Below are 13,025 nucleotides of genomic sequence, written 5' to 3'. Positions count from 1 at the left end.
ACGACAAACTGCAGCAGGAACTTAGTCCTTGCCTCCATGCAGGCGGAAATGACCGTCACTGGAGGTGATGCAGGAAATGGCATGCTTGTACAACAGCAGATCGCCGTCGCTGTCGACCAGCACGCAGAAGCTGTCAAACGATTTGATGTAACCGACCAACTTGTCACCCGACATCATGGTTATGGTCACATGCACCCGCTCCTTGCGGGCCTGATTCAAATACTGATCCTGGATATTGAACGGGGTCTTGGCCATATCCACTCCTTTTCAGTGCACATCAGAATAAAATTTATCAATCAACTCGTGGATTGTAGCAAACTCTCTCAAGGAATCAACCCAAATTATTTCGGGATCTTTGCGAAACCAGGTCAATTGTCTTTTTGCATACTGCCGGGTGTGAGTTTTTATCTGTTCCACCGCCTCGTCGCGATTCACCTTCCCTGCCAGACAGTCAACCACTTCACGATAGCCAAGCGTTCTCAAAGCGTTGCCTGAGGGAGAAAGCCCGCGAGCCAGCAACTGCTCCACCTCATCGAACAATCCATCGTCCACCATGGCGTCGACCCGCTGCACGATGCGTTCGAACAAAACCTCGCGCGGCGGGCAGATTCCCAGCTTGAGGCTGGGGTAAGGGCGTTGACTGAACCCATGACGCTGCTGGAGCGAGGAAATGGGTTCACCGGTGAGTTCGAACACCTCAAGGGCTCGCACCACGCGCACGATATTATTGGGATGGATCGCTGCCGCAGCCACCGGGTCGACCTGCTGCAGACACTGCCACAAAGCCATGCGTCCCTGCTGCTCGGCCTGCGCATGCAGCCTTTGCCGTATGACCGGATCGGCCTGCGGGGCATCAATCAGCCCCTGGGTCAGGCCGCGCAGATAGAGCCCGGTCCCGCCGACCACCAGGGGGCGATGCCCGCGCTGGGCAATCTCATTGATCGCGACACGGGCCTGCTCGATAAAATCGGCCACGGAGAAATCATCGTCCGGGTCGACAATATCGATCAGGTGATGTCGAACCAGGCGCTGTTCCTCGGCAGTCGCCTTGGCGGTGCCGATATCCATCCCCCGATAAACCTGGCGGCTGTCTGCGGAGACCACTTCAACCGGCCAGTATTGAGAGAGGCGCACGGCCAGTCCGGTTTTTCCCGACCCCGTGGGACCACAGAGTACGACCAGGGGGGGGGCCTCTTCAGAATCATATTGCGACATAAGCTCAGGTCCGCTTAAACAACCGCTCGATCTCTCCCAGGGTCAAGCGCACCTGCACCGGGCGTCCGTGCGGGCAGTGAGCTTTAAAATCAACCTGATCGAGTTCATCGAGAAGCGCCTGTACCTCGGGGGGAGCGAGGGCCTGGTTGGCACGAATGACGCCGTGACAGGCCAGCCGCATCAGAAATTCGTCCACCGCATCATCGGGCGCGCCGCTTTTGCCGATGGTTTCCAGATCGGACGCTACATCGTGCAGCAGCTCTTCCACGTTGGTCTGTCCAAGAACGGCCGGCACGCTTTTGACCGCAAAGGCCTTGCCGCCAAACGGCTCGATTTCAAACCCGAAGGCAGCAAGCGTATCAAGCCCTTCCTGAAGCGCCGCGGCCGCCTTAAAATCAAATTCGATGACTTCTGGAAACAGAAGTCCCTGGCGCGGCACTTCACCGCGACGATAATCCCTGCGCAGCTTCTCGAAGCGGATTCGTTCGTGGGCGGCATGCTGATCGATCAACAGCAGGTCTTCGTCCTGCTGACAGAGAAGATAGCTGTTGTGATATTGGCCGAGATATCTCAGAGAGGAAAAAAATCCGCCTTTGCGCTTCCGCTCCACTTCGGGTTCTGCGGTCGCGCCCCCAGGGGCCGATCTCGGCGGAGATGAATAGGGTCGCACCGCAGGCGACTCCACGGAAGAACGGCGGGCATAACGATCAAGAGATTCCTGGACCTGCTCCCGGCGGGAAACGGCAGCGGTTTCCGGGGTATGCGCAAGAGGATGGCGCGGCGCAACAGGGGGCGAGGCAGAGGGTTGCAATTCAGCCCCCGGAGACGGTTCGTCCGCTGGCGCGCTCTCGAGCCAGGCAGCCGGCTGCAGGGTCTGCTTCAAACGGGCGGCGATAAAATCATGCACCCGGCGCTGGTCGCGGAAACGGACTTCGTGCTTGGTAGGGTGGACATTGACATCGACCATCGCCGGATCAAGTGTCAGAAACAGGACCACGACCGGAAATCGGCCCTTCATCAGCAGATTGCGATACCCCTCGATGACCGCGTGTTGAACCACCCGGTCACGGATGCAACGACCGTTGATGAAGGTATAGATGGCACCGGAGGTAGAGCGGTTGACCTCCGGCGGACAGATATACCCAGAAAGGGTCAGGTCGACACCATCTTCGACCTCCACCGGCAGCAGCTGTTTGAGCAGCGGTCGTCCAAGAAACGCGGCAATCCGCTCGGGCAGGGAGGAATCGCGCCGCACTTCGAACAGGCAGCGCCCGTTGTGCAGGAGACGGAACTGGACGTCGGGGTGAGCCAGCGCCTGTTTGGTCACCACGTCGGCAATGTGGCCGATCTCGGTTTCGTCGCGCCGCAGAAATTTGCGCCGCGCCGGCGTGTTGAAAAACAGGTTGCGCACGTCAATGAGGGTGCCGCGGGGAAGTCCCATTTCCCGGCTCTGGCGGATTGTGCCCCCCTCGACCTGAATTTCGACGCCCTCCCCCTCATCATTGCCGCAGGTCTGCAGGGTCAAACGGCTGACGGACGCGATGGCGGGAAGCGCCTCTCCCCGGAAGCCCAGGGTGGTCAACGCAGAGAGGTCTTCCGGTTTACGCAGTTTGCTGGTCGCGTGACGCTCCAGGCACAGAAAGGCATCGTCACGGGACATCCCCTCGCCGTCGTCAGCGACCCGAATCATTTTCCGCCCGCCGCGCTCAATTTCGACGACAATCTCGCGCGCGCCCGCATCAAGGGAGTTTTCCACCAGCTCCTTGACCACGGAGGACGGACGTTCCACCACCTCGCCGGCGGCAATCATGTTGCTGATATTCTCGGAGAGAATCGCGATTCTGGAAGACATAAGGCGTAAGGAAACAGTCAGGATTTGAATTCCAGGCGGTCGAGCATGGATTCGATATGCTCCAGCCCGTCATCGAGATCTTCCGGCAGATACTGCTCTCCCGGATGTTCATTCAGGCCAAGGGATTCGGCTACGCTGAGCGCGATCGATTCATTGACATGATCGAGCCCCACAGAAAAAGACTCGAAGAGGCAATTATCGCAGAGGGTGTTGATCAGACGCGGCACCCCCCCGGAGAAGTGATGAACCGCCTGGATGGCATCGGCCGCAAACAGCCGCTTTCCGGCGGCGCCTGCCACTCTCAGTCGATGGTCGATGTAGGCGGCGGTATCACCGGCAGTCAGTGAACTCAGAGAACAGCGAACCGCCACCCGCTGGGCCAGCGGCGGGTCGAGCCGCAGGTTCTCCTCCAGCTCGGGCAGTCCGAAAAAAATAATGTTAAGCAGCTTTTTCCCGGGGATTTCGAGGTTGAGAAGTCCGCGGAACTCTTCCATCAGAGCCCGGGTCTCCAACATCTGTGCCTCATCGATCAGTATGACTGCACGGCGTCCCTCGGCATCGATTTCAAGCAGCCGGTCATAAAGTTGCCGCAAGACAGCCAACCGGTCCCCCTGAGGCTGATCAACCCCCATCTGGGAGGCGATGCGCGTCAGAATCCATTCGGGGGTCACACCGGAATGAACCATGATCAACAGACTTGACTGGTAGAGATTGGGCGGAAATTGATCGAGAAGGCGGCGCGCCAGGGTGGTTTTCCCGTTGCCGATGGGCCCCACCACGATTCCCAGTCCTTTGTTGGAGTCCACCGCAAAACGAAGCTTGCGCAGCGTGCGCTGGTATTGTGCGCTATCGAAGTAAAAACGCGCATCGGGGGCATTGGAAAAAGGTTCGTGGGCCAGGTGAAAATGATCAAGATAACTCATCGGACAACACATCAGACATAAGAGACACGGTCATCATCTCCGCCCGCATCATCTTTAATCCCAAGGGCACTTCTCAACTGAGCGATCTTGTCGTTGGCGCCACGGAAAAAAGGATCGATTTCGGCCACCTTCTCAAAAGACTTGAGGGCCGCTTCCGCTTCCTGGCGGCTCTCCTGCAACAGCCCCGTTTCAAAGTAGAGATTGCTGCGGGTTTCGCTATCGAGGCTCGAATCGGACAAGGCCTCTTCGAATGCCCGCAGGGCGCCGTCAAAATCGGACTTTTCTTTAAGGCAGACCCCTTTAAGGGTCAAAGCATCAGTGCGGCGGTCGGGATTTTTCATCGCCTGGTTGAATTCACCGACAGCATCTTCAAACAAACCCATTTCCTTGTAGGCGATGCCCAGATTGAAATGCGTTTCGGCATCACTCTCATCGATCTGGCTCTCAACGCTTTTCTTGAAACGGGAGAATTCCCCTTCCAGCCGCGTTTTCTCTTTTGAACTTATAGACGTGGCATTTGCAGAGGCAGAAAGCAGATCCACCGCCGCTTGCTGCTCATCCGGGACGGTATCCTGCTGTGATGGCTGTTCCTCGGTCAGATCTCCAAAAGCATCGTCGAGGTCAAAGGCAAGATCCGGCAGTTCATCGTCTGAGAAATCCTCGCTCATTCCACCGCTATCATCAGGTCCGGCAATTCCTTCAACCTGCGCGCCCGAAGAAGTTTCCTCATCGAAATCCAGGGCGGGCAATTCGATCATTTCCAGTTCTCTGTCCCCGTTCGATTCCGGGGCGGGCAGGTCCTCGCTCTCAGGCGACTGGGCCGGCTTGAGATCGGCAAAAGGGTCACCGTCAAGTTCAAGCTCAAGCTCCAACTCAACATCGCCCCCCTCCTCTTCAGAAACTTCTGTCTCGTGGCTCTCCTCGAAGTCCGACTCGAGAAATTCCATGGGCAGATCCTCGATTTGATCGAAATCCGCATCTTCTTCAAAGACAGAATCCTTCTCCTGAGTGATGCCGAAGCTCTCCTCACTCTCCTCGTCACCGCTAGAGAATTCGCCCGGGCCTACAAGATCAAGCAGCTTGTCCCCTTCTCCCCTGACCTGGTAAACATGCCGCAGCGTTTCGATGATCCGTGGCTCTTCAGTTACAGAGGCACGAAGCGACTCGTAGAATTCCTTGAGCAGATCACTTCTTTGTGCGTCAAGGAAATCATTCTTCCATTTTTCAAGATTTTCCAGGGCTTTTTCGGGCTGGTCCGACTTCAGAAGTGCGCGAACAAAGCCTTCACGCACCCGGAGATCGTCGGGCTGCTGTTCAAGAAGCGCGGAAAAAGCCCGCATCTCGACCGCAGTATCTCCCTTAACTCTCGCTGCATAGGCGAGGTTCTGTAACACATCGGCGCGACCTGGGTGTTGCTGGGCAAGATCTTCGAGCTGCGAGAGCCCTCGGCCAGCCTCTCCCTGGTCAACAAAGGCACGGGCCTGACCGCTGCGCAGGTCGACCTCGTCGGGAAACATGGGCAGGAAAATATCGTAGAGTTTGAGAAGCTTGCCGGTATCGCCCTTTTCCCGCAGACGCTCAACCATGGCCCGCAGCTCCGCAAGGCCTTTATCGCGCTGACCGATGCGGGCACAGGTATCGGTGATCTTGACCCGGATGTTGAGATTGTCCGGATCGATATCTTTCATTTTCTGAAGAACATTGAGGGCGTCGGACAGCAGGCCTTCTTTTTCATAGCGGGCCACCAGGCCTTTGTATTCAGCCAGCGCGTTGCCCACCAATCCCTGCTTGGCATTGAGTTCGGCAAGACGGTGGTATATCTCGATACGAGAGGGTTCAACCCGCTGCATCTGCTTGTAAACGGCAATCGCCTTGAGATAGAAACCGTTATCGGCATAATAGCGCGCTACGGATTCGTAATGCTCCAAGGCATCTTTCGGCTTCTGGGCGCGCACGTAGAGTTCGGCCAGCTTCTGCCGATTACGCACGTCCCTGGGGTCGCTTTCGACGATCTTGCGATAATCCTTGATCGCCTTGGCAACCTGCCCCTTCTGGAGGCTCTTCTGAGCGGATGCGAGAAGTTTTTCTTTATTAATCACAGGGAATTCTCCCGGCATCGACAAAACAAAATTCGGATGAAAAATCTTAAATACTTGGTCACATTAAACTATGGGAATCAGACCTGTCAAGCGCAAAGGGAGGTGATTTTTTCGCTGAAAAAACAAATAAATAAGAAAAAAAGAGCGCTTACCGAAAAGGACTGGAGCCATCATGTCCAGATCTCGAAACCCGGATCGCCGTGACAGCGTATGAAGTTCAGCCGTCACAAACCTTTCAGACGCGCAACCTCTGCGCGGCTCAGTTGACGGTAGGCGCCGGGTGCAAGGTTGCCAAGTTCAAGAAAACCGAGGCGAATCCGCTTCAGGCGCACCACAGGATAACCCACAGCGGCACACATGCGTCGCACCTGGCGATTGCGCCCTTCACGCAGGGTCAGTTCGAACCAGGTGTTGGAGCCGGTTCTGCGGATTTTATCCACAGAGCAGGGCTGTGTGGGCCCGTCATCCAGAAGAACCCCTTCCTGCAGCCTGCGTCGCGCCTTTTCATCAAGCAGGCCGCGCACCTTGACCAGGTAGATCTTCTCGACCTTGTGACGGGGGTGGGCCAGTCGCTGCGCCAATTCACCGTCATTAGTCAGCAACAACAGGCCTTCCGTGCCGGCATCGAGGCGCCCGACGGGGAAAACCCTCACCGGCAGGTCGCGAATCAGGTCCGCCACCACTTGCCGCCCCTGCGGGTCGCGCAGAGTCGTGACATATCCGGTGGGTTTATTCAGCAGCAGATAGGTTTTACTTTCCAGCGAAGGCAGCGGACGGCCATCCACGGTGATCCGGTCCCTCGCCACATCGGCACGGGCTCCCAGCGTTATCACCTGATCATTGACCGTCACCCGGCCGGCCGCAATCAGGGTCTCGGCCTGCCGTCGCGACATCAGGCCTGCGGCCGCAATGATCTTCTGCACTCTTTCCGACATGGGATCAGCGCCCGAACAGAAAGTCGATGGACTGGTAGACCAGGTACTGTTGGCTGCCGGCCATGAAATCAACCAGCGTCAGGATCACCGGGGCGAGCACAACACGGTAGAGATCGGTAAAGAAGATCAGCAGAATCACAAGGATAAACCCGAAGGGTTCGATTCGGGCCAGCAGTTCCGACTGCTTCTGCGGCAGCAACCCCACCATCACCCGCCCCCCATCGAGAGGCGGCAGGGGGATCAGGTTGAACACGCACAGTATGACATTGATATAGAGGCTGAAGCCGGCCATCAGGGCCAGGGGCTCGATAAACTGCCCGATCATCTCCTGCCCCGGTGGCATCAGCCCTGAAACCATTTCAAGACCACGCAGAAAAAAAGCAGACAGCAGGGCCAGCAGAAGATTGGACGAAGGACCCGCCAGCGCCACCCACATCATGTCGCGTTTCGGATTGCGCAAGTTGTTGAAATTGACCGGCACCGGCCGCGCCCATCCGAAGCCGAACACGAGAAGGGCGATGGTGCCGATGGGATCAAGGTGACGCAACGGATTGGGGGTCAGCCGTCCAAGCAGGCGGGCGGTCGGATCCCCTAATCTCTCGGCGGCAAATCCATGGGAGATTTCGTGAAAAGTCACGGCCATAAGGGCCGGAACAAGCATGATTGAAATTTTTGTAAGAATGGTTTCCATGACGGTTCAGCCTAGGTTAAAACGCACATGACGTCAATTCATAAGCACCGGATGCTGCCTTCCGGCAAGGACAGGAATCAAGTGATCAGTGATCTGTAGCGGCGGGTGACAAAGGCGATCTCTTCCTCACGGGTGGTTGCCTTGCCGTCGAGCCGCGCCAGCAGCACGCGGCGCAGAATCTCCTTGTACTGGGGGCCGGGAGGAATCCCCATTTTTTTGAGGTCCTCTCCATCGATCCAGCTTTTTTCGTCGCGCAGGCGCGTGACGTACAGAGAGACCCAGCGACGGACGTCTTCTGTTTCAATACGCGCCATCAGGTAAAGCAGCGTTTCAATGGAGAACCCTTCAAACCAGACATACAGGTCGCTGTTGCGGGGCTTGCGCCGGGCCTGACGCCACCGCCGTCGCATCCCCTTGAGCACCCCATGGGCCCGGTGGCGCTCATCGGCCAGAAGCGAACGATAACGGCCCGGTATGCTCAGACGATCGCACAACCCCTGCATGGCATCATCGTCAAGACGGGTGACGAGACACAGCAGGTAAACCAGCCAGCGCTGACAGGACTCCTCGGTATAAAGCAGGTCAAACCAGTTCAAGGAGCGGGTCGCACGGTCGAAGAGATCTTCGCAGTCGACGGGCAGGTCAAGCGATGGATGAAGAAACTTGAGCAGGTCAAGCTGCGACAGACGTTCAATGGCGGGGTACGGATGCTCCTCCTCCAGAATATGCTGCAGCTCCGAAAGGAGCCTCGGCCCGCCGAGTCGTTCCAGGAACCCCATCCTCACCGCGCTGCGTATCAGATGCTCGGTCTGCTTACCGATGTGGAACTCAAGGCGCTGCTCGAAACGCACTGCGCGAAACACCCGGGTCGGGTCTTCGACAAAACTCAGATTGTGCAGCACCCGGATCGCTTTCTGCCGCAGATCGCGCAGCCCGCCGAAAAAATCGTGGATTTCCCCGAAGCGTTCGCCGTTGAGACTGATGGCCAGGGTGTTGATGGTGAAATCGCGGCGGTAGAGGTCGAGCTTGATCGAGGCGTTCTCCACCGTCGGCAGCGCGGCAGGTTCCAGATAGAATTCCACCCGGGTCGAGGCCACGTCGACCTTGAATTCATCCGGCAGAACGATCACCGCCGTGCCGAACTTCTGATGCGCCCGCACCCGGCATTGATGCTGGCGTGCATAGTGTTCGGCGAAGGCGATTCCATCGCCCTCCACCACGATATCGAGATCCAGGTTGGGCAGGTCGAGCAGCAGGTCGCGCACAAAACCGCCGACCACGAACACTTTCACGCCAAGTTCATCGCCGCAGCGACCGATCTGTTCCAGCAGATCCTGTATTCTCTCGGGGAGCCGATTGCGCAACAGCCGAATAACTTCACGCGGCTTATATTCTGTCTGCGCTGTCTCTTCGGCAGGTTCGCGTCCGCCTTCACTGCGAGGCGCGCGGTCGACCATGTAGCGCAGCAGATCTGTGCGGGTAATGGCGCCGATAAGCTGTCCCTCCGACATCACCGGTACGAAGCGCTGATTGCGCCGCACGATCAGGTCCTGCAGGATATCGATCGGATCTTCCGGCTCAACGGTGGCGAAATCGCTCTCCATGTATTCACGCGCCGCCACGTCGCCCAGGCCGTGATGGGCCGCCCTTTCCACCACCTGGCGGGTCAGAAGCCCCAGGACGCAATCGCCCTCCACCACGGGAACGGCGTTGATATTGTAGCGGGTCAGAAATTCGCGCACATGCTCGATGGATTCATCCGGCGCAACAGTTTTCACCGGGTGGGACATCAGGTGCCGCACCTCGAGGCGCGGGTTGACCTGACGCTTGAGTACGCTTGCCAGCCGGTCGAGCACCTGCACCAGGGTCAGGTCGCGCACGGTCGCCGAAGCGGCAAAGGCATGTCCTCCCCCGCCGAATTCGGACAGAATCTCTCCGACATGCACCTCGGGCAGGCTCGAACGGCCGACCATGAAAATGCGATCGCCCATGCGCACCACGGTGATCAGCGCGCGCAGGTTCTCCATATCGCGCAGCTTGTGGGTCAGCACCGCCAGATCGCCGACAAACTGGTCCACGGAGGCATGGGCCACAGAGACATCGTAGCCGTGGATATTGAGCACCATACGGTTGGCCAGCAGATCATGCAGCAGCCGCACCTGCTCGGGGGTCATCTCGTAGGTGAGAAAATCGGCCACCTCGGTGAGGTTGGCGCCGTGTTCAAGCAGAAATGCGGCGGCCTGAAAATCCTTGACGGTTGTGGAACTGAACATGAGGCTGCCGGTGTCCTCGTACAGACCCAGCATCATCAGGGTGGCTTCGTCGGCGTTGGGGTGGATGCCGCGCTCCATGAACAGATGGGAGAAGACGGTCACCGTGGAGCCGACCGGTTCGATCACTTCAACCACGCCGCTCAAATGATCCTCGTCGCTGTCCTGGTGATGATCGTAGATATGGATTTCTACGCCAGAGCGGCGGGCAACGTCCTCAAAAGGGCCGATGCGCCCGGGTTCGCGCACATCGACCAGGATCAGGCGGGTAACGCGGTCAAGGTCGATATCCTTGACCCGCTTGAAGGCGTAGGCGTAGCTGGCACTGTGCAGGAAAAATTCGCGCAGGCTGCGTTCCTGAGAACCGGCAAAGACCATCTCGGCTTTGGGATAAAGCTTTTTGGCAGCAATCATCCCGCCGAGGCAATCAAAGTCGGCGTTGATATGCGTAGTGATGACTTCCATAGAATGGCGACTTCGTGATGATTGATGGAGCCGGGTAACGACGAAAAACCGTTCAGACCTTCAATACCCCTGTCCATCATGCATCATCCGTCACCCATTTCACAACTCCAGACTGCCGATCAGCTGATCGATATCGTCGAGCCCTTCGTCGATGAGAAACTCTTCGATCCCCTCGATGATCGTAATCATCGCCTGGGGATCGACAAAATTAGCCGTGCCGACCTGCACCGCTCGCGCCCCGACAATCAGGAATTCAATGGCGTCCATGGGGCGTACGATGCCGCCCACGCCGATGACCGGAACTTTAACCGCCTGCACCACCTGGTGAACCATGCGCAGCGCTACGGGACGGATCGCCGGCCCGGACAGGCCGCCGGTGCGGTTGGCGAGGCGCGGCCTGCGGGTGTTGACGTCGACCGCCATGCCGGTCAGGGTATTGATGCAGCTGATGGCATCGGCGCCGGCCTCTTCGACGGCCCTCGCGATGACGGTAATATCGGTGACGTTGGGGGTGAGCTTGACGATCAGCGGCTTGGACAGGTTCTTGCGCACCAGGGTCACAACCTCGGCGGCGGCCGCGGGATCGGTGCCGAATACAATACCCCCCTTTTTCACGTTGGGGCAGGAGATATTAAGCTCCACCCCGGCGATTTCGGGGATATCGGACAACCGCTTGGCCACCTCGCCGTATTCAGTCAGGGTATTGCCGAAAAAATTGGCGATGACAGGCGTGTTGACCTCGCGCAGAAACGGCAGCTTGTACTTGACGAAATCATCGACGCCGACATTCTGCAGGCCGATGGCGTTAAGCATGCCGCTGATGGTTTCAGCGATACGCGGCGTGGGGTTGCCCGCCTTGGGCTTGAGAGAGAGGCCCTTGGTAACGATTGCGCCGATCTTCTCCACATCGAGGTAGGGGGCATATTCTTCACCGTAACCGAAAGTGCCCGATGCCGGCATAACCGGGTTCTTCAGATGGATCCCGGCGATGTCGACAGACAGATCAGGCCGCCCGGATTCAGTGCACCGCCGCTCCTGCATTTCTTTATTGACATTCATCACGATTTACACCCTTCGCAATAACCATCTTCCAGCCCTAAACGGGTCCATTCCAGCTGCTCGGCACGGAAAACCGGACCTTCCTTGCAGGAGCACAGGTAGCGGGGCGTTTCCTCTGTGTGCCCTGCCCCTTTGACGACGCACCCCAGACAGGCTCCGACGCCACAGGCCATCAGCGCCTCAAGGGAGACCTGCAGCGGCACACTGTGCTTGCGGCAGATTCGATAGACCGCATCAAGCATCGGCATGGGGCCGCAGGCATAGACCATAGCCCGCGGATACTTGGTCAGTTTGCGTTCCAGAACCTGGGTAACGAACCCCTCTTCGCCGAGACTGCCGTCATCGGTGGACACGTAGGTTTCGACCCCAAGTCGTTCGAATTCGGTCACCGCCAGAATATCGTCGCGGGTCCGGCCGCCCATCAGAAGACGGACACTGCCTGCCGGCTTGAGCGAGTCGGCCAGCATGTAGAGCGGCACCAAACCGATACCGCCCCCCACCAGAATCTTTTCCCGGCCGGGATCTCCGGCATCGAAACCGCGCCCCAGGGGACCCAGCACCTCGACCCGGTCACCGCGGTGCAGGTCCGCCATGATGCTGGTTCCGCGCCCGACCACTTTATACAGGATCTCGGTGTACTCCTTCGGCTCCATCCCCTCGCAGTCCCCGGGCATGAAGCCGGTGCGGAAGATTCCGAAAGGGCGCCGCAGCAGGGGCGGCAGCGAGCGCTGCACCCGCATCATGAGAAACTGCCCGGGGCGGGCATGTTCGCTGAAACCCGGCGTCAGCAGCCGCATACGGAAATAACCGGGGGAGATTTCCTGGTTTGAGAGGACGATCGTTTTGTAATTTTTCATGGAGCTACCATTTCAGTTGTGCGCCGCCCCATGTTCTGAGGCAGCAGCGTCATCAGCACAGCATCTTCGCCATCGGCATAGTATCGTTTTCGCAACCCGTCGCGGCGGAACCCCCATTTCTCATAGAAGGCAATGGCCGCCGCATTGCTGCTGCGAACTTCAAGCAGGGCATGATCGAATCCAGACGCACAGGCGCGTGCAAGCACATGATCCAGAAGACGTCCGGCGACACCCCGCCGGCGGAATTCGAGCGCGGTCACGACATTGAGGATGTGCAGTTCCCGGCAGATGTACCAGCTGCACAGATAACCCGCCAATCGCTCACCCGCCCACAGCAGGTCGATGGACGCATGGGGCGTCTCCAGCTCCTGGACCATCATCGCTTCCGTCCACGGATGAGTAAACGCAGCGCGTTCCACCGCCATGACCGCGGAAAGATCTTCGCGGCGCATGGGGCGGATTTGATAAGGGGGCATATTCACGGCAAATCACTTGTTAAATCGGGCCTGTGGCCCCGTCTGATCGAGCAGGCATCATAATGCAGGGGGATTCAATATGTAAAGCAAAGATTGGTATACGCCAAACACTGGGCAGATAGACATTGACAAGCTTGAAACCCTGATTTACAAATGAATCGTTTTTTCCACTTGCCGGGAGTA

Annotated in this window: 11 protein-coding genes; all 11 read right to left on the bottom strand. The window is 58.0% G+C overall.

What is annotated here, in order from left to right:
- Nucleotides 1–21: 21 nt before the first annotated feature.
- The 11 genes from hfq to rimI all read right to left on the bottom strand — a co-directional run bounded on the left by hfq (nt 22) and on the right by rimI (nt 12,842).
- Complete coding sequence (hfq, locus tag GSUB_RS07050; RefSeq protein ID WP_040199940.1) at nt 22–255, bottom strand: RNA chaperone Hfq; 234 nt, start codon at nt 253–255, stop codon at nt 22–24.
- A gap of 12 nt (nt 256–267) precedes the next feature.
- Complete coding sequence (miaA, locus tag GSUB_RS07045; protein WP_040199938.1) at nt 268–1,215, bottom strand: tRNA (adenosine(37)-N6)-dimethylallyltransferase MiaA; 948 nt, start codon at nt 1,213–1,215, stop codon at nt 268–270.
- A 4-nt stretch (nt 1,216–1,219) separates the two neighbouring features.
- Nucleotides 1,220–3,067: a DNA mismatch repair endonuclease MutL gene (gene mutL, locus GSUB_RS07040; protein ID WP_040199936.1), complete on the bottom strand. Its 1,848-nt coding sequence runs from the start codon at nt 3,065–3,067 to the stop codon at nt 1,220–1,222.
- A gap of 17 nt (nt 3,068–3,084) precedes the next feature.
- Complete coding sequence (locus GSUB_RS07035) at nt 3,085–3,990, bottom strand: ExeA family protein (RefSeq protein WP_040199935.1); 906 nt, start codon at nt 3,988–3,990, stop codon at nt 3,085–3,087.
- Between the two features lie 11 nt (nt 3,991–4,001).
- On the bottom strand, nt 4,002–6,089 hold the full coding sequence (locus GSUB_RS07030; RefSeq protein ID WP_040199933.1) for a tetratricopeptide repeat protein: 2,088 nt from the start codon (nt 6,087–6,089) through the stop codon (nt 4,002–4,004).
- A gap of 224 nt (nt 6,090–6,313) precedes the next feature.
- Complete coding sequence (locus tag GSUB_RS07025; RefSeq protein ID WP_040199932.1) at nt 6,314–7,024, bottom strand: pseudouridine synthase; 711 nt, start codon at nt 7,022–7,024, stop codon at nt 6,314–6,316.
- A 4-nt stretch (nt 7,025–7,028) separates the two neighbouring features.
- On the bottom strand, nt 7,029–7,715 hold the full coding sequence (locus GSUB_RS07020) for a site-2 protease family protein (protein ID WP_040199930.1): 687 nt from the start codon (nt 7,713–7,715) through the stop codon (nt 7,029–7,031).
- Nucleotides 7,716–7,792: 77 nt separating this feature from the next.
- Nucleotides 7,793–10,450, bottom strand: a complete 2,658-nt coding sequence (locus tag GSUB_RS07015) for a CBS domain-containing protein (protein WP_040199929.1) — start codon at nt 10,448–10,450, stop codon at nt 7,793–7,795.
- A gap of 99 nt (nt 10,451–10,549) precedes the next feature.
- Nucleotides 10,550–11,491 carry a dihydroorotate dehydrogenase gene (locus GSUB_RS07010; RefSeq protein WP_040202219.1) on the bottom strand — a complete coding sequence of 314 codons (942 nt, stop codon included), beginning with the start codon at nt 11,489–11,491 and terminating at the stop codon, nt 10,550–10,552.
- A 17-nt stretch (nt 11,492–11,508) separates the two neighbouring features.
- A complete protein-coding gene (locus tag GSUB_RS07005; RefSeq protein ID WP_052464689.1) occupies nt 11,509–12,366 on the bottom strand; it encodes a dihydroorotate dehydrogenase electron transfer subunit in 858 nt (285 codons plus the stop codon).
- Nucleotides 12,363–12,842, bottom strand: coding sequence for a ribosomal protein S18-alanine N-acetyltransferase (gene rimI, locus GSUB_RS07000; RefSeq protein WP_052464687.1), 480 nt, complete (start codon nt 12,840–12,842; stop codon nt 12,363–12,365). Before rimI ends, GSUB_RS07005 begins: the two co-directional genes overlap by 4 nt.
- Between the last annotated feature and the right edge of the window lie 183 nt (nt 12,843–13,025).

The sequence above is a fragment of the Geoalkalibacter subterraneus genome, assembly GCF_000827125.1.
Lineage (GTDB): Bacteria > Desulfobacterota > Desulfuromonadia > Desulfuromonadales > Geoalkalibacteraceae > Geoalkalibacter_A > Geoalkalibacter_A subterraneus.
The sequence above is the reverse complement of the archived record's forward strand: the minus strand, read 5'-3'. Positions and strand labels throughout refer to the sequence as shown.

Coding starts and splice junctions, on each gene's coding strand:
- hfq (WP_040199940.1), bottom strand. CDS start 255: ATGGCCAAGACCCCGTTCAATATCCAGGATCAGTATTTGAATCAGGCC.
- miaA (WP_040199938.1), bottom strand. CDS start 1,215: ATGTCGCAATATGATTCTGAAGAGGCCCCCCCCCTGGTCGTACTCTGT.
- mutL (WP_040199936.1), bottom strand. CDS start 3,067: ATGTCTTCCAGAATCGCGATTCTCTCCGAGAATATCAGCAACATGATT.
- GSUB_RS07035 (WP_040199935.1), bottom strand. CDS start 3,990: ATGAGTTATCTTGATCATTTTCACCTGGCCCACGAACCTTTTTCCAAT.
- GSUB_RS07025 (WP_040199932.1), bottom strand. CDS start 7,024: ATGTCGGAAAGAGTGCAGAAGATCATTGCGGCCGCAGGCCTGATGTCG.
- GSUB_RS07020 (WP_040199930.1), bottom strand. CDS start 7,715: ATGGAAACCATTCTTACAAAAATTTCAATCATGCTTGTTCCGGCCCTT.
- GSUB_RS07015 (WP_040199929.1), bottom strand. CDS start 10,450: ATGGAAGTCATCACTACGCATATCAACGCCGACTTTGATTGCCTCGGC.
- GSUB_RS07010 (WP_040202219.1), bottom strand. CDS start 11,491: ATGCAGGAGCGGCGGTGCACTGAATCCGGGCGGCCTGATCTGTCTGTC.
- GSUB_RS07005 (WP_052464689.1), bottom strand. CDS start 12,366: ATGAAAAATTACAAAACGATCGTCCTCTCAAACCAGGAAATCTCCCCC.
- rimI (WP_052464687.1), bottom strand. CDS start 12,842: ATGCCCCCTTATCAAATCCGCCCCATGCGCCGCGAAGATCTTTCCGCG.